The sequence below is a fragment of the Amycolatopsis sp. NPDC006125 genome, from assembly GCF_040614195.1.
Lineage (GTDB): Bacteria > Actinomycetota > Actinomycetes > Mycobacteriales > Pseudonocardiaceae > Amycolatopsis_E > Amycolatopsis_E tucumanensis.
In genome coordinates, this window is sequence record NZ_JBEXTZ010000040.1 from 55,718 (window position 1) to 70,301 (window position 14,584).

A 14,584-nucleotide genomic window follows, 5' to 3' on the forward strand; every position below is an offset into this window, starting at 1 on the left:
TAGCTTCCCGTATTGGATAGTTATGCTATCCGACTGGGAGGAGACACGATGACAACCCTGCTCGGCCGGGTCTCGGCCTGGCACCGCCCGATGACGTGGACCGCCGGGATCATGGCGGGCATGACCGTGGTGTCGCTGGGCGGCCTCGCGCTCGACGACCGGGTCCTGCTCGGCGCGCCGATCTGGCTCAAGCCGCTCAAGTTCGCCGTCTCGATCGCGCTGTACTGCGTGACGTGGGCGTGGATGCTCACGCTCCTGCGGCGCGGGCAGCGCCTGGCCGCGCGCGTGTCGACCGCGATCGTCGTGATCGTGCTGGTCGAGTACGCGATCATCGTGCTCCAGGTGGTCCGCGGGCGGGCGAGCCACTTCAACGCCGCCACCCCGTTCGACGCCACCTTGTTCACGGTCATGGGCATCTCGATCGCGGCGCTGTGGACGGGCACGTTCGTGCTGACGATCCTGTTGCTGCGCACCGAGATCACCGACGGCGCGGCGCGGTGGGCGATCCGGCTCGGCGCGGTCGTGTCGCTGGCCGGGCTCGGGCTCGGCGGGCTGATGATCGGCCCCACCGGCGAGCAGGTGCGATCCATGCGGGACGGCACGTTCGAGGGCCTGATCGGCGCGCACAGCGTGGGCGTCGCCGACGGCGGGCCGGGGATACCCCTCACCGGCTGGAGCACGACGGGCGGCGACCTGCGGATCCCGCACTTCGTCGGCATGCACGCGCTGCAGGTCCTGCCGCTGTTCGCGCTCCTGCTCACCGTGCTCGCCCGCCGGGTCGCGCGCCTGCGGTCCGAGGTCGTGCGGGCGCGGCTGGTGGCGGTGGCCGGGTTGGGCTACGCGGGCCTGGTCGCGCTCGTGACGTGGCAGGCCCTCCGCGGGCAGCCGCTGATCCACCCCGACGCCCGGACACTGGCCGCGCTCGCCGGGCTGGTGGGCGCCGTGGCGGCGGGCGCGGTCTGGTCGCTGGCCGCCGGGTCCCGTCGTCCGGAGGTGAGCGTGGCATGAGCACGACGGCCCTGTTCCAGATCACGTTCTACCTGGCCGCGCCGTTCTGGGCGCTGATGATCCTCGCGCCGGGGTGGTCGGTGACGCGGCGGATCATCGCCTCGCCGTGGATCGTCCTCCCGCCCCTGGTGGTCTACACCGTGTTCGCGGTCGGCGACTTCGGCACGCTCTGGCCGGTGGTGAGCCGGCCGGACCTGGAGACGTTGCGGGCGTTCCTGGGCACGCCGGAAGGCGCGGCGGCGATCTGGGCGCACCTGATCGCCTTCGACCTGTTCATCGGCCGGTGGATGTACTCCGACGCGCGGGAGCGCGGGGTGCACCACGCGTTCGTGGCGCCGATCCTGGTGCTGACGATCCTGCTGTCGCCGTTCGGGTTGCTGACCTACCTGGTGGTGCGCCGGGTCGCCGCACGGCGTGCCACGATCGGCTCGTGGCACGTGTCGTCGCCGTCGACTGGTCCGGGCGAGCCGGCCCCGCGCAGCGCCGGGTGATCTGGGTCGCCGAGGTGATCCGCGGCGAGCTGGTGCGGCTGGAGAACGGGCGCAGCCGCGAGGAGGTCGTCGACTGGCTGATCGGGACCGCGACGCCCGATCTCGTGGTGGGGCTGGACTTCGCGTTCTCGCTGCCCGCCTGGTACCTGCGGGAACGCGGGCTGACCGCGCGCGGGTTGTGGGCGGCGCTCGCGGAGGAGTCGCTGACGCCGCTGATGCGGGAGCGCGGCCTGGCGCGGTGGCTCGCCGCGCCGGAGCCGCCGTTCTGGACGACCCGTAAGGCGCTGACGGGGCAGGAGTTCCGGCGCACCGAGGAAGCCGCGCGGGCCGCGGGCTTCCCGGCGAAGTCGGTGTTCCAGCTCGTCGGGGCGGGGCAGGTGGGCCGCGGGTCGCTGCACGGGATGCGGGCACTGCACCGGCTGGCGGGCGCCGGGTTCCGGATCTGGCCGTTCGACCCGCCGCGACCGCCGTTCGTGGCCGAGGTGTACCCGCGGATGTTCACCGGCGGCGTCACCAAGAGCGACCCGGCGGCCCGCGCCCGCGCCGTCGCCGGGTTTCCCCCGGCGTTCCGGGAGATCGCGGCGTCCACAGAGGACGCTTTCGACGCGGCGATGACGGCGCTCGGCATGACGGCCGGCGGTCCGGGCGGTGGCGGGGACGAACTGGAAGGCAGCATCTGGGGCTGCTAGCTTCGCGGGAGTGGCCACGTTCGCGGAGATCACCCGGCACCACGACCCCGACCCGGACGAGAACCCGTGGGTGCACGGCCCGCCCGCGCCGTCGCCCGTGCGGATCGTGCCGTACGACCCGGACTGGCCGCGCCGCTACCGGGACCTGGCGGCCGGGATCCGGCGCGCACTGGGCGCAGCCGTGCTGGACCTGGAGCACGTGGGCTCGACCTCCGTGGCGGGGCTCGCCGCGAAGGACGTCGTCGACATCGACCTGACCGTCGCCGACCCGCGGGCCGAGGAGACGTACGTGCCGCCGCTGGAGCGGCTGGGGTACGTGCTGACGATCCGGCAGCCGTCCTTCCACGAGCACCGCTGCCTGACGCTGGCCGGGCCGCGGGTGAACCTGCACGTGTACGGGCCGGACTGCCCGGAGACCATCCGGCACCGCCTCTTCCGCGACTGGCTGCGCACGCACCCGGACGACCGCGAGCGCTACCAGGAGGCGAAGCGGGCCGCGATCCCCGGCGGCGGCACCGTGATGGACTACAACGCCCGCAAGCAGCAGACGATCCGCGAGATCTACGACCGGATGTTCCGCGCCGCCGGGATGCTCTAGGCGCACGTTCCCGCACCCCCGCCGACGCCGCAGGGTGTCAGCGGATGAGCTTCATCGGCGTGTCGATGCCATCGAGATCAGCCCAGGCGGCGTCGGCCGTGAACACCGTCGCGGTGCCGTCGACAACGGAGGCTTTCGCCAGGCACGCCCGATCGCCGAGCGACAAGCCGGCAGACTTCCCGGTCTTCCACAACTGCCCGGCGGCGACAGCGGTCGCCGCGTCGAACGGGACCACACGCACACCGAGCGCCACCAGGCGATCGAGGGTGCGTCGCACAGGAGCGTCGTGGTACGCGAGTTCGGCCGCCAGCTCCGACCAGTTGACGGCGGAGATCTGTCCGCCGGCCAGCACAGGATCGACGACCTCGGAGCCGGGTTCGTCCCGCAGCCAGGCAAGCACCGCGGACGTGTCCAGCACGGCTACGTCGCCGGTCATCCGCCGGCCTCCCGGGCAGCTTCAGCCCGGCGCTCGGCGATGAGTTCGTCAACAGCGGAGCCGGTACCCCGCCATGCCTCCGCGACCTCGCGCTTGATACGCGCGGCGAGGTGCGCGCGCGGCTCGATCACAACGCGGCCGTCCTCCACGTACATGACCATCGGCCCATCCCAGCCCACCGCGTTTCGCATCTGCGCAGGCACGACCACCGGGCCGTCCTTGGCCGGCGTGAAGCCCACACTTTGGGGATCCTCGCCTGCGCCTGCCGTGAACGCCACTGGACCTGTCACGACCGTCGAGACCCATCCATGAATCTTCCACTCATGGTAGAACACTGTACAAGTAGCGTCGGTCCCGGCTCACCCGACCGGCGCGCCACCGAAGCCGATCTCGTTGCCGTCCGCGTCGCGGTAGGTGATCTTGCGGACGCCGTTGTCGTAGGTCTCCCGTTGGGCCGGTTCCAGGCCCCGCCCGGCGATTCCGGCGACCACCTCGTCGAGGTCGTCCACGAAGATCGTGTGCTGGGCGTGGCCCGCGTGCTCCGGCCGGTGCTCGATGTAGACGTACCGGTGCTCGGCCAGCTCCCACACCGCCTCGACGTCGTTCGGCTCGAAGGCGACGGCCCCGAACAGCCGCTCGTACCACTCGCGGGCGGCCGGGTAGTCGCTGACCGAGATGCCGGCGAAGAGATCCATGCGGCCCAGCGTAAAACCGGGTGCGCGGCGGCGGCGCGGTGGTGTGTGATCGACGGTATGGCGACCATCCTGGACGACGCCGTGCGCGCGCTGCGGGCCTGGCAGCACGACGACGCGCCGGTGCAGCTGCACCCGGGCGACGTCGGCTGGTTCTGGCGGTCCGGCGCGGACGCGACGGCCGCGGCGGTCCGGACGTGGAGCCGGGACGGGCGGATCGTCGCCGTGGGGCTGCTGGACGAACCCGGCCTGCTGCGCCTCACGGTCGCGCCGGACGCCCGCCGGGACGAGGAACTCGCGCGACGGCTGGCCGACGACCTCGCCCGGCCCGAGCGCGGTGTCCTGCCCGCGGGCGAGGTGTTCCTGGAAACCCCGCCGGGCGCGCTGGTCCGGGACCTGCTGCGCGGCGACGGCTGGCACGACGGCGACGCCTGGACACCGCTGGTCCGCGACCTCGCCGAGCCCGTGCCGGACCCGGGCCTGCGGATCGAGGTGACCGGGCCGGAGCAGGCGCACGTGCGCGCCGCGGTGCAACGGGCCGCCTTCAACGGGTCGACGTTCACCGCCGAGCACTGGCGCGACATGGCGTCGGCCCCGCCCTACGCCGACGCGCGGTGCCTCGTCGGCCACGACCAGGACACGCCGGTGGCGGCGGTGACCGTGTGGTCCGCCGGCCGCGGCAGGCCCGGTCTGCTGGAGCCGCTGGGCGTGCACCGGGACCACCGCGGCCGCGGTCACGGCAGGGCGATCACCCTCGCCGCGGCGGCCGCGTTGCGCGAGCTCGGCTCGTCGTGCGCGTTCGTCTGCACCCCGAGCACCAACACCGCCGCCGTCGCCACCTACCGCTCCGCCGGCTTCCGGCAGCTCCCCGAGCGCCTCGACCTGCGCCGCGCCGCCTGACCCCGGCGCACTAGACCCGGCGCAGGCCCCAGGCGACGAGGTCCGCCGCCAGCGACAGCAGTTCGGCCAGCCCCGCTTCGTCCTCACGCAGTTCGTCCGGGCGCCAGGCCAGGCTGATGACGCCGTTCCAGCTCGCCCAGAGCACCTTCGCGGCCTTGCGCGCGTCCATCGGACGGATCGTCCCCGCCGCGATGCCGCGTTCGATCGCGTCGATCATGCGCGCGTTCTGCTCGTCCACCCGGTGCGCGAGGCGGGCGGCGGTCTCGGCCGCGGCGGAGTAGTTCCCCAGCGGCGCGGGGAAGGCGAGCATCCGGAAGAACTCCGGCTGCTCGAGGTAGAAGCGCAGGTACTGCTCGGCGGCGGCTTCGAGCTGCTCGACCGGCGAGCGGTCCGGCGTGTAAGCGCGGTCCATGTACTCGCGGTCCACGTCCAGCGCCCGGTCCACGACCGCGGCGTGCAGGCCGGCCTTGGACCCGAAGTTGTTGTAGATCGAGCCGACCGCGACCCCGGCGCGCTCGGCGATCTCTTCGACGGTCACCTCGTCGACCGGACGGCGGGCGAAGATCTGTTCGGCCGCCGCGAGCAGGGCGTCGATCGTCCGCTGCTTCCGCGGATCACGCGCCTTGACGTCACCGGTGGGCATGCCGGACACCCTACGCGTTCCTGCATCCGTTGTAAGAAGTCCCCGCTGCTGCTACCGTGAACCCACTCTTGCAACGATTGCAAGAAATGGGGAGGCGAGGATGCTGAGCCGAGCGCAGGCCGGAGGAACGACCCGAGACATCTCCTGGAAGCTCCGGAGTGAACGGTGAGCAGGAGAGCAGACGCGCACAGGGAATCGGCGAAGATCCGCGACACCGCGACCATCGCCGAGCGCTACGGCGCGGCCTGGAACGCCGGCGATCTCGACGCGATCATGGCACTGCAGGGCGAGGACATGGTCTTCCACCTGCACGCCGAGGGTTTCGCACCGGCGACCGGAGCGGACGCGGTCCGGGCCCAGTTCGGCTACTTCCTCGAAGCCTGGCCGGACATGCGCTTCACCACCACCGAACTGAGCGTCGGCGACGCGATGTACGTCGACCAGTACCGCTTCGCCGCGACGTTGGCGAAGCCGTTCCCGCTGCGGGGCGAGCTCCTCCAGCCGACCGGCCGGCCGCTCGAAGTCGCGGGTGTCGACGTGATCACCGTCCGGGACGGGCTGGTGCGCACCAAGGACACCTACCTCGACACGCTCGCCCTGCACCGGGCGCTCCGGCCAGGAACGGACGCGCGCCCCGGCGCCTGACCCAGGAGGAAACCCATGTCCCTGCCCGCTGAGCCGCGCTCGGTGCGGGTCGACGGCGCCCGGCTCGCGTACGTGGACCTCGGTGATCCCGCCGCCGAGCCCGTCGTCCTGGTGCACGGCTATCCCGCGAACCACCGCGCCTGGCGCCACCAGATCCCGGCGCTCGCCGAGCACCACCGCGTCCTCGCCCTCGACTGGCTCGGCTGGGGCGCCTCCGAACGGCGGACCGATCTGCGGTTCGACTACGACACCGAGGTCGCCCGTCTCGGGCGCGCCCTGGACGCCCTCGGGATCGGCGACTGCAACCTGTTCGGCCACGACTACGGCGGCTTCCTCGCCCTCGGCTTCACGCAGCGCCACCCCGGGCGCGTGCGCCGGCTCGCGATCCTCAACAGCCGCGCCCACCGCACCTTCGTGCCCGCCTGGTACGCAGTGTTCTCCCTGGTGGGCCTCCTCGGCCGCAGCAGGCTCGCCGGCGCGTTCGCGAAAGTCCTGCCACTGGCCGGGATCAACTTCGCGGCCCTGCGGAAACCGTTGCGGGACGGCGTTTTCGACCGCGCCACCCTCGGCGACTACCTGGGCTGGATGCGCGACCCCGAAGGCGCCCGCTGGGTGCTGCACTTCTTCAGCCAGTACCGCGTCCCCGCCCGCGCCGACCTCGCCGCGGGGCTGGGCGGCATCCAATGCCCCACGGCGATCGTGTGGGGCACCGGCGACGACTACCTGCGCACCACGATCGCCGAGGAGCTCGCCGCCGGGATCCCCCGTGCCGAACTGACCCTGATCCCGGGCGGCGGGCACTTCGTCATGGAGAAGGCGCCCGACGAGGTCCTCGCCGCCCTGCGAAACCTTCTGGCCCGGGAGCGCACCACCGCCCGGATCTCCGAAAACGAGTGACCCCGGGGACTCAGGGCAACACCGCGACCACGTCGCCGACCGCGCGCTCCCCCGCGGCGTCCGAGGGCTTGTTCACCACCGCTCCGGCGACGACCATCGCGCTGGAGCCGCCGCCGTCGAGGTTCAGCGCGTCCACCGCGCCGAGCGACCGCATCAGCCGCGCGCCCTCCACCAGCGTCACGCCCTCGCTCACTCCGGGCTGCCGCCCGTCGACGGTCACCAGGAGCAGCCGGCCGCGCGCGTCGATACCGGCCATCGTGCGTGGCTGGCGCTGCTGCGACCACGCGTAGCCGAACGACAGGTCCCGCGGGTCCAGCACACCTTCGGTCGCGGCGTCGACCGCGAGCCGGCCGTCGCGGAGGAGCAGCGGCGCGGCGCTGACCACCGAACGCGGCATCACCGTCGGAAAGCCCGAGGCCTCCCGCACCCGCGAGTCCACCAGCAGCCGCCGCCCGGCCACGGCGTGCGCGGTCAGCCAGTCCGCCGACGGCCCGATGCCCTGCACCGCCGACTGCCCGGGCAGCAGCACGCCGCCCCGCGCCCCCACCGAAACCACCACGCCCGACGCGTCAAGCACGACCTGCGTGCCCGCCCCGGCAGGCAGGGCCGCGCCGAACGCGTCGGTGAACAGCACCAACTCGTCCGCGCTGGTGCAGGTGAAGTCCTGGCGCGGCGCGGTCGTCGGCACCGCGCCGCGCCGCCCGCAGTTGCGCAGCACACCCGGCTTGCGGTTCACGCCCTCCACGGCATGCGTCGCCCCGCCGGACCGGACGGTGACCGTCGAAGTCAGGTTCGCGATCCGCGGCCGCCCCGGCCCCAGCACGAGCGCCGCCCGCGAGCCGGCCGACAGCGACTCCAGCCGCCCGTCGTACGCCGCGAGCCCGGCCGGCACACCCTGATACCCGTCGGCGTCGGAGGTCACGAAGAACCCGCCGTTGACGGCCACCAGCGCGCCCAGTTTCGAGGCCAGAGTGGAGGTCTTCTCCCGCGTCGCGACCGTTTCACCATGGGAGGCCTCGACCGAACCGCGGAACGCGCGCGGGTCGATGACCGCGACGTGCACCCGCTCGGCGTCCGGGGCCTGGTCCACGTCGTAGCCGGTCCAGGCCGCCGTCGCGGTCGGGAACCCCGCCGCCCGCAGCGCGGTCACCGCGGCCTGCGCCTCGGCCTGCGTGGCGTACTTCCCGGTCCGCACCCGCACGCCCGCGACCCCGCGGGGCGTGTCGGTGTAGGACGGCCAGCGCACGGCCTCCTGGCGCGCCGGAAAGCCCGCTGCCGCAAGGCGATCCGCCGTCGTCGACGCCCACTCGGCGCTGCCCAGGTCGGCGACCGTGGCGGCGCCGGTCAGCACGTTCGTGGCGGGCGCGGCGACGGTGACCGTCCAGTACGGCGCGGTCGGCCGCTGCAGCACGCCCGAGCGCACCTCCACACCCGGCGCGACCGCGGTCGTGGTCCAGGTCAGGCCGTCCCCGCCCCAGCCGGGTTCGGGCGCGGCCTGCGCGGGGGCAGGCAGGGTCGCGGCGGCGAGCGCCAGGCACGCGGCGGCCTTGATCTTCAACGCGAGCACGCCGGGCAGTCCAGCCGCGGCACCCGACGGGCAGCCGACGGCAGGCCGTAGCGCGGGTGAACGTCAGCGGAAGGCTCAGCGCTCGCCGTCGCGGACGGCCGCGGGCGGATCCACGCCGCGGGCCGCCAGCCGGTCCAGCTGGGCCTGGATCGCGTCCAGGCGGCGTTCGACGCGCCGTTCCAGCGTTTCGGCTTCGGCCTCGATCACGGCTTCCTCGGCGCGGCTGCGGCAGCCACCGCCGTGCGCCGGACGCCGCGAGCCGGACGACCGGGCGCGCGCCGGGAGTTGTCATGCCCGTGACGGCCCGGCGCGCGAAGTCTTGGCGCGACCGCACGAGGCAGCCGGAACACCCTGTCCGGCTCCTTGACAACCGTTTCCCGGATGCCGGACGATCACTTACCTACTCGCCAGTAGATTCCGGCACCCGCCAACGACGCCCGGGAGACCTGCCATGCCCCGCCGACTCGCCGCGACCCTCGCCGCGGCCACCGCGACCGCCACCCTCGCCGCCGCACCCGCCGCCCACGCCGATTCCCTCGACTACGTGGCACTGGGCGACTCCTACAGCGCCGCCTCCGGCGTGCAACCGTCCGATCCGGACGCTTCGCCGCTGTGCCTGCGCTCCAGCCGCAACTACCCGCACGTCCTCGCCGACGAGATCGGCGCGAGCCTCACCGACGTCACCTGCGGCGCGGCGGAGACGAGGCATTTCAGCACCGCTCAGTACCCGGGCGTGCCGCCGCAGCTGGACGCCGTCGAGGCGGGCACCGACCTGATCACGATGACCATCGGCGGCAACGACAGCGGTGTGTTCATCGGCGCGCTGCTCGCCTGCGGCTCGACCGGCATCCTCGCCGGCGGCAAGGGCAGCCCGTGCAAGGACACCTTCGGGACCAGCTTCGAGGACACCGTCCGGAACAAGACCTACCCGGCGCTCGTGAACGCGCTGCGAGCGGTGCGCGACAAGGCGCCCGCCGCGGAGGTCGCGATCCTCGGCTACCCGTGGATCCTGCCCGCGACCGGCGGCTGCTTCGACAAGATGCCCGTCGCGGAGGGCGATGTGGCGTACCTGCGCAGCCTGCAGGCCACGCTCAACGACGCGGTCGGCCGCGCCGCCGAGGAGACCGGCGTGACCTACGTGGACTTCTCCGTCGCCTCCGAGGGGCACGACGCGTGCCAGCCCGCCGGCGTGCGGTGGATCGAGCCGTTCCTGCAGGGCACCAACCCGGTGGTGGTGCACCCGAACGCCCTCGGCGAGGCCGAGATGGCCGCGGAGACGCTCGAGGTGCTCGGCCTCGACTGACGCGCGCGACGGCCACCCGGGCGCGAACCCGGGTGGCCGTGGAGCATCAGGTGCGGCGGGCGCGCAGGCGGCGGCGCCTGCGCTCGTCGCCGGTGCGCTCCTCGTGGATCTCGGCCAGCGAACGCAGCATCTCGCGTTCCCGGATCACCATCGGATCGCTGCGCAGGTCCCGGTACAGCGACACGCACAACCCGATCATCACGACGACGAACGGCACCGCCACCAGGATGGTGAGGTTCTGCAGGCCGGTCAGCCCGTCCTCCCCGCCGACGAGCAGCATCACCGCCGCGACCGCACCGGTCAGCACACCCCAGAAGATCACCGCGTTGCGGTGCGGGTTGACCGATCCCTTCTGCGACAACGTGCCCATCACCACGGACGCGGCGTCCGCGCCGGAGACGAAGAAGATCGACACCAGGATCATCACCAGGATCGCCATCGGCACGAACCACGGCAGGTGCTCCAGCAGCGTGAAGGTGGCGGACTCGGAACTGCCCGCGCCCGCGATGTCCACACCGGACCGTTGCTTCTGGATCGCCGCGCCGCCGAAGATCGCGAACCACACGAGGCTGACCACGCTCGGCACCGCGATGACGCCGAGGACGAACTGGCGGATGGTGCGGCCGCGGGAGATCCGGGCGATGAACATGCCGACGAACGGGGTCCAGGAGATCCACCAGGCCCAGTAGAAGACCGTCCAGCCGGACAGCCAGGTCTGCATCTCCGCGCCGCCGGTCACGCCGGAGCGGCCGGACATCTCGGCCAGCTCGCGGAAGTAGTCGCCGATCGCGCTGGGCACCAGGTTCAGGATCAGCACCGTCGGGCCGACCACGAGCACGAACACCGCGAGCAGCGCGGCCAGCACCATGTTGATGTTGGACAGCCACTGGATGCCCTTGGCGATGCCGGACACCGCCGAGGCGATGAACGCGACGGTGAGGATCGCGATGATGCCGACCAGCAGGCCGGTGCCCGGGTTGTCGATCCAGCCGACCGACGCCATGCCGCCGCCGACCTGCAGCGCGCCGAGGCCGAGCGAGGCGGCCGAGCCGAACAGGGTCGCGAAGATCGCCATCACGTCGATCGCCTTGCCCAGCGGGCCTTCGGTGCGGCGCTTGCCGAACAGCGGCGCGAACACCGAGCTGATCAGCTGGCTGCGGCCGCGGCGGAACGTGCTGTAGGCGATGGCGAGGCCGACGACCGCGTAGATCGCCCACGGGTGGACGGTCCAGTGGAACAGGGTCGTGGCCATCGCGGTGTGCACCGCCTCGTCCGAGCCGGCGGCCGCCGTGCCCGGCGGCGGGCTGGCCAGGTGCGACACCGGTTCGTACACGCCGAAGAACATCAGGCCGATGCCCATGCCGGCGCTGAACATCATCGCGATCCACGACGCGGTGCGGAACTCGGGCTTCTCGTCGTCCCGGCCCAGCCGGATGCGGCCGTAGCGGCTGATCGCCAGCGCGACGACGAAGACCACGAAACCGCTCGCGGCGAGCACGAACGCCCAGCCGCCGTACGGGATGACCGCGTCGTTGAGCACGGTGTCCGCGATGTTCGCCAGGCTGCTCGGCGAGGCGACCCCCCAGACGATGATCGCCAGCGCCAGCGCCGCGGCGACCCCGAACACCGTGCGGTCGGTGCGCGGCGGGCCCGCCGCGTCGCCGACCGGAGGCACGTGCTCGTCCGGGAGGTGCCCGGCCGTACCGGTCTCCTCGGGAACTCTTGCGCGGGCCTCGGTTTCAGAGTCAGCAGACATACGCACGCGCCGTCGTGAGGGGCGCGGCCTCCTTTCGCAAGCGGTAACCCGAACGGGTCAAACCTAAATCATTGGTCGACCTACCGTTACCGATGGGGCGGAAATGGGCAACCTCAAGGCCCGGTTTCCGGGTGCTCATTGGCGGCACTACCTGCGGAATGGCAGGTTCGACACAGTTCGGACACAGTGCGGACGGGAACGACGTTCAAGAGCGGCTGATGGTGATCAAGGTCGCAGTGTCCACGCGCACCACCCCAAGACCGCGAGAGGAGCGGGGGTCACGACCTCTCCGCCACCCCGTCGATCTCCGCCATGTGCGTCTCCGCCCAGTCGCGCACCACCGCGAGCGCCGACTCCAGCGACAGGCCCAGGTCGGTGAGCCGGTAGTGCACGCTGGGCGGCACCGTCGGCTCCACGCGCCGCTCCGCGAGGCCGTCGCGCACCAGGCTCTGCAGCGTCGCGGACAGCATCTTCTGCGACACCCCGGGCATGCGCCGCCGGAGTTCGGCGAAGCGCACCTCCTCCGGGGCGGCCTCCGCGAGGACCTTCACGGCCATCGACGTCCACTTCGTGCCGATCCGGTCCAGCAGCCTGCGCGTCGGGCAGGCCGGGTCGAACAGGTCTCCCCTGGGCGCCTTGGTCACCTCGAACTCACCACCTGTGCGGAAAGTGCCGTCTTCCCGGCTCGCCGCCGGTTACCTACGTTGACGTGGTCACCAATGGTAACCAGCACGAGGAGCACCATGCCCGTCGCCCTGAGCAGGGTCCGCACCAACGGCATCGAGACGACCGTCGCCACCGCGGGCAGCGGTCCCGCCGTCCTGCTGCTGCACGGCTTCCCCCACACCTGGCAGCTGTGGCAGGAGGTGCTGCCCGCACTGGCGCGCACCCACCGCGTCATCGCCCCGGACCAGCGCTGGGCCGGCAGCGACGCCACCGACGGCTACGACGCCGGCACCCTCGCCGCCGACGCCCTGGGCATCCTGGACGCCCTCGGCGAACCGTCCGCGACCGTGGTGGGCATCGACGCGGGCACCCCGCCCGCCGCCCTCCTGGCCCTGCGGCACCCGGGCCGCGTCCGCCGCCTGGTCGTGATGGAGTCGCTGCTCGGCACGCTGCCCGGCGGCGAGGACTTCCTCAAAGCCGGGCCGCCGTGGTGGTTCGGGTTCCACGCGGTGCCCGGCCTCGCCGAGGAGGTCCTCGCCGGCCACGAAGCCGCCTACCTGGACTTCTTCCTCGCCGCGGGCACGCGCGGGCGGGGCGTCCCGGCCGCTGTCCGGGACGCCTTCGTCACCGCCTACACCGGCACCTCCGCCCTGCGCCGGGCCTTCTCCTTCTACCGGGAGCTACCGCGCACCGCCGGGCAGATCGAGGCGGCCGTGCGGGAACACCGCCTGACCGTCCCCACCCTGGCGGTCGGCGCGCACCCCGTCGGCGACGCGCTCGCCCGCCAGCTGCGGCCGGTCACCGACGACCTGACCAGCCGGCTCATCCCGGACTGCGGGCACATCATCCCGCTCGACCGGCCCGCCGAGCTGCTGTCAGTGCTGGAGCCCTTCCTGCGCCGGTGACGCCTGCGCCACCGCGGCCGCGTCGCGCTTGCCCGATCCCAGCAGCAGGATCGCGCACAGGCCGAGCGCCGCGACGACCGCGAAGAAGTAGAAGCCCCACGGGTAGGCCACGCCGGCCGTCACGAGCGCGCCGGTCACGAACGGGCCGAGGATCGAGCCCAGCCGCCCGATCGCCGACGTCATCCCGAGCGCCGTGCCCCGTGCCTGCGCCGGGAAGGCGTGCGCGACGTAGCCGTAGATCAGCACCTGCGCGGAGAACACGAACACGCCGGTCAGCAGCACCAGCCCGTTGAGCACGAAGCTGTTGCCGATCTTCAGGCTCAGCAGCGCCAGCAGCACCGCACCGGCGCCGAACCAGATCCGCGCGATCGGGCGGATGCCGAAGCGGTCGGCGATCGTCCCGGCGAGCACCAGCCCGATGACCGCGCCGACGTTGAGCACCAGCAGCAGCGTGATCGACGTGGACAACGGGTAGCCCGCGGTGCGCATCAGCTGCGGCAGCCACGTGTTCAGGCCGTACACCAGCAGCAGGCCCATGAACGAGCCGGTCCACACGGCGATGCTGATGCGGCGGAACTTCGGCCCGATCAGGTCGCGGAAGCTGAACTTCTCCGCGTCCTGCTTCGCCTCCAGGTAGGCGGCCGACTCGGGCAGCTTCCACCACATGATCGGCACCACGAGCAGGCCGGCGATGCCGCCGCCGTAGAACAGCACGTGCCAGTTCTCCACCGCGGCCAGCGCGAGCACCGAGGTGAGCACCGCGCCGACGTGGTAGCCGGTCATGGTGAACGTGGAGGCGCTGGCCCGGCGCCGCGCGGGCAGGTTCTCCGACATCACGGTCAGCGCGACCGGCATGCACGCGCCGAGGCCCAGCCCGGCGACGAAGCGGAACACGCCGAAGGTGGCCACGTTCGGCGCCAACGGCAGCACCAGCGTGAACACCGAGAACAGCAGCACCGAGCCGATGAGCATGATGCGCCGTCCGAAGCGGTCCGTCAGCGGGCCGAGCGCGGCGGCGCCCACCGCGACGCCGATCAGCGACACGGTGGCCACGGCGGTCGCGCCGGCCGCGGTGAACCCGAGGTGCCCGGTCTTGAGCAGCGTCGGGATCGTGGCGCCGAGCGCGACCAGGTCGTAGCCCTCGAGCAGGACGGTCAGCCAGCACAGCACCGCCGTCCAGACCGAGCGGGCGGGAGACGTCGTCATTGCCGTTCTCCTTGTGGGTGTGGGGACTAGGTGTGCTGTTTGGTGAGGTTGGTTCCGCGGCTGGCGGGGGTGTTGCCGCCGATGCCAGTGTGGGGTCGGTGGTAGTTGTACCAGTCGAGCCAGTCGGGGAAGGCGGCTTGTCGTTGGGTTTCTGAGGTGTAGGGCTGGTGGTAGGCCCATTC

19 protein-coding genes are annotated in these 14,584 nt (G+C 72.5%); 9 read left to right on the plus strand and 10 right to left on the minus strand.

Annotation, left to right across the window (positions count from 1 at the left end; all coding sequences use genetic code 11):
- Positions 1 to 48: 48 nt before the first annotated feature.
- Genes ABZ193_RS21410 through ABZ193_RS21425 form a run of 4 tightly spaced genes read left to right on the plus strand, consistent with a single transcriptional unit; the run spans position 49 to position 2,786 of the window.
- Positions 49 to 1,008 (plus strand): hypothetical protein, encoded by a 960-nt coding sequence (locus ABZ193_RS21410; protein ID WP_354711213.1) that lies wholly within the window; start codon positions 49 to 51, stop codon positions 1,006 to 1,008.
- The gene (locus ABZ193_RS21415) at positions 1,005 to 1,499 is read left to right on the plus strand and encodes an ABA4-like family protein (protein WP_237334656.1); all 495 of its coding nucleotides are present in this window, start codon (positions 1,005 to 1,007) and stop codon (positions 1,497 to 1,499) included. Before ABZ193_RS21410 ends, ABZ193_RS21415 begins: the two co-directional genes overlap by 4 nt.
- A complete protein-coding gene (locus ABZ193_RS21420) occupies positions 1,439 to 2,188 on the plus strand; it encodes a hypothetical protein (RefSeq protein ID WP_354711214.1) in 750 nt (249 codons plus the stop codon). The genes ABZ193_RS21415 and ABZ193_RS21420 overlap by 61 nt, the downstream gene beginning before the upstream one ends.
- Positions 2,189 to 2,198: 10 nt before the next feature.
- Positions 2,199 to 2,786: a GrpB family protein gene (locus ABZ193_RS21425; protein ID WP_354711215.1), complete on the plus strand. Its 588-nt coding sequence runs from the start codon at positions 2,199 to 2,201 to the stop codon at positions 2,784 to 2,786.
- A gap of 37 nt (positions 2,787 to 2,823) precedes the next feature.
- Here ABZ193_RS21425 and ABZ193_RS21430 read toward each other — a convergent pair whose 3' ends face one another.
- From ABZ193_RS21430 to ABZ193_RS21440, 3 genes are read right to left on the minus strand one after another with little or no spacing between them, the layout of a single operon-like run.
- The gene (locus tag ABZ193_RS21430) at positions 2,824 to 3,222 is read right to left on the minus strand and encodes a type II toxin-antitoxin system VapC family toxin (protein ID WP_354711216.1); all 399 of its coding nucleotides are present in this window, start codon (positions 3,220 to 3,222) and stop codon (positions 2,824 to 2,826) included.
- A complete protein-coding gene (locus ABZ193_RS21435; RefSeq protein WP_237334652.1) occupies positions 3,219 to 3,557 on the minus strand; it encodes a hypothetical protein in 339 nt (112 codons plus the stop codon). Before ABZ193_RS21435 ends, ABZ193_RS21430 begins: the two co-directional genes overlap by 4 nt.
- A gap of 24 nt (positions 3,558 to 3,581) precedes the next feature.
- Entirely contained in the window at positions 3,582 to 3,917 is a 336-nt protein-coding gene (locus tag ABZ193_RS21440; protein WP_020419878.1) for a VOC family protein, read from the minus strand.
- Between the two features lie 57 nt (positions 3,918 to 3,974).
- Here ABZ193_RS21440 and ABZ193_RS21445 point away from each other — a divergent pair, with 57 nt between their 5' ends.
- Positions 3,975 to 4,814, plus strand: a complete 840-nt coding sequence (locus tag ABZ193_RS21445; protein ID WP_354711218.1) for a GNAT family N-acetyltransferase — start codon at positions 3,975 to 3,977, stop codon at positions 4,812 to 4,814.
- 10 nt (positions 4,815 to 4,824) lie between these two features.
- On the opposite strand, the gene ABZ193_RS21450 is transcribed toward ABZ193_RS21445, so the two are convergent.
- Entirely contained in the window at positions 4,825 to 5,457 is a 633-nt protein-coding gene (locus tag ABZ193_RS21450; RefSeq protein ID WP_027936143.1) for a TetR/AcrR family transcriptional regulator, read from the minus strand.
- Positions 5,458 to 5,622: 165 nt separating this feature from the next.
- Here ABZ193_RS21450 and ABZ193_RS21455 point away from each other — a divergent pair, with 165 nt between their 5' ends.
- Together ABZ193_RS21455 and ABZ193_RS21460 are read left to right on the plus strand one after the other, a co-directional pair.
- A complete protein-coding gene (locus ABZ193_RS21455) occupies positions 5,623 to 6,102 on the plus strand; it encodes a nuclear transport factor 2 family protein (protein WP_354711219.1) in 480 nt (159 codons plus the stop codon).
- Positions 6,103 to 6,117: 15 nt separating this feature from the next.
- The gene (locus ABZ193_RS21460) at positions 6,118 to 6,999 is read left to right on the plus strand and encodes an alpha/beta hydrolase (RefSeq protein WP_354711221.1); all 882 of its coding nucleotides are present in this window, start codon (positions 6,118 to 6,120) and stop codon (positions 6,997 to 6,999) included.
- 10 nt (positions 7,000 to 7,009) lie between these two features.
- Here ABZ193_RS21460 and ABZ193_RS21465 read toward each other — a convergent pair whose 3' ends face one another.
- Together ABZ193_RS21465 and ABZ193_RS21470 are read right to left on the minus strand one after the other, a co-directional pair.
- Positions 7,010 to 8,566, minus strand: coding sequence for a phosphodiester glycosidase family protein (locus tag ABZ193_RS21465; RefSeq protein ID WP_354711222.1), 1,557 nt, complete (start codon positions 8,564 to 8,566; stop codon positions 7,010 to 7,012).
- Positions 8,567 to 8,641: 75 nt separating this feature from the next.
- Positions 8,642 to 8,773 (minus strand): hypothetical protein, encoded by a 132-nt coding sequence (locus tag ABZ193_RS21470; RefSeq protein WP_020419884.1) that lies wholly within the window; start codon positions 8,771 to 8,773, stop codon positions 8,642 to 8,644.
- 244 nt (positions 8,774 to 9,017) lie between these two features.
- Between ABZ193_RS21470 and ABZ193_RS21475 the strand changes: the two genes are divergently transcribed.
- Positions 9,018 to 9,869 (plus strand): SGNH/GDSL hydrolase family protein, encoded by an 852-nt coding sequence (locus ABZ193_RS21475; RefSeq protein ID WP_354711223.1) that lies wholly within the window; start codon positions 9,018 to 9,020, stop codon positions 9,867 to 9,869.
- Between the two features lie 46 nt (positions 9,870 to 9,915).
- Here the strand turns inward: ABZ193_RS21475 and ABZ193_RS21480 are convergent, their stop codons facing one another.
- Positions 9,916 to 11,625 carry a BCCT family transporter gene (locus tag ABZ193_RS21480; RefSeq protein ID WP_027936145.1) on the minus strand — a complete coding sequence of 570 codons (1,710 nt, stop codon included), beginning with the start codon at positions 11,623 to 11,625 and terminating at the stop codon, positions 9,916 to 9,918.
- 278 nt (positions 11,626 to 11,903) lie between these two features.
- Positions 11,904 to 12,269, minus strand: coding sequence for a helix-turn-helix domain-containing protein (locus tag ABZ193_RS21485; protein ID WP_354711224.1), 366 nt, complete (start codon positions 12,267 to 12,269; stop codon positions 11,904 to 11,906).
- 99 nt (positions 12,270 to 12,368) lie between these two features.
- Here ABZ193_RS21485 and ABZ193_RS21490 point away from each other — a divergent pair, with 99 nt between their 5' ends.
- Positions 12,369 to 13,196, plus strand: a complete 828-nt coding sequence (locus tag ABZ193_RS21490) for an alpha/beta hydrolase (RefSeq protein ID WP_354711225.1) — start codon at positions 12,369 to 12,371, stop codon at positions 13,194 to 13,196.
- Here the strand turns inward: ABZ193_RS21490 and ABZ193_RS21495 are convergent.
- On the minus strand, positions 13,167 to 14,402 hold the full coding sequence (locus tag ABZ193_RS21495; protein WP_020419890.1) for an aromatic acid/H+ symport family MFS transporter: 1,236 nt from the start codon (positions 14,400 to 14,402) through the stop codon (positions 13,167 to 13,169). The genes ABZ193_RS21490 and ABZ193_RS21495 overlap by 30 nt on opposite strands.
- A 26-nt stretch (positions 14,403 to 14,428) precedes the next feature.
- On the minus strand, positions 14,429 to 14,584 hold a 156-nt coding region (locus ABZ193_RS21500), incomplete at its 5' end, for an integrase core domain-containing protein (protein ID WP_354710590.1).

What these genes read in the sequence shown, in the direction of transcription:
- ABZ193_RS21410 (WP_354711213.1), top strand. Translation starts at nt 49, where the DNA reads ATGACAACCCTGCTCGGCCGGGTCTCGGCCTGGCACCGCCCGATGACG.
- ABZ193_RS21415 (WP_237334656.1), top strand. Translation starts at nt 1,005, where the DNA reads ATGAGCACGACGGCCCTGTTCCAGATCACGTTCTACCTGGCCGCGCCG.
- ABZ193_RS21430 (WP_354711216.1), bottom strand. Translation starts at nt 3,222, where the DNA reads ATGACCGGCGACGTAGCCGTGCTGGACACGTCCGCGGTGCTTGCCTGG.
- ABZ193_RS21440 (WP_020419878.1), bottom strand. Translation starts at nt 3,917, where the DNA reads ATGGATCTCTTCGCCGGCATCTCGGTCAGCGACTACCCGGCCGCCCGC.
- ABZ193_RS21445 (WP_354711218.1), top strand. Translation starts at nt 3,975, where the DNA reads ATGGCGACCATCCTGGACGACGCCGTGCGCGCGCTGCGGGCCTGGCAG.
- ABZ193_RS21450 (WP_027936143.1), bottom strand. Translation starts at nt 5,457, where the DNA reads ATGCCCACCGGTGACGTCAAGGCGCGTGATCCGCGGAAGCAGCGGACG.
- ABZ193_RS21460 (WP_354711221.1), top strand. Translation starts at nt 6,118, where the DNA reads ATGTCCCTGCCCGCTGAGCCGCGCTCGGTGCGGGTCGACGGCGCCCGG.
- ABZ193_RS21475 (WP_354711223.1), top strand. Translation starts at nt 9,018, where the DNA reads ATGCCCCGCCGACTCGCCGCGACCCTCGCCGCGGCCACCGCGACCGCC.
- ABZ193_RS21480 (WP_027936145.1), bottom strand. Translation starts at nt 11,625, where the DNA reads ATGTCTGCTGACTCTGAAACCGAGGCCCGCGCAAGAGTTCCCGAGGAG.
- ABZ193_RS21490 (WP_354711225.1), top strand. Translation starts at nt 12,369, where the DNA reads ATGCCCGTCGCCCTGAGCAGGGTCCGCACCAACGGCATCGAGACGACC.
- ABZ193_RS21495 (WP_020419890.1), bottom strand. Translation starts at nt 14,402, where the DNA reads ATGACGACGTCTCCCGCCCGCTCGGTCTGGACGGCGGTGCTGTGCTGG.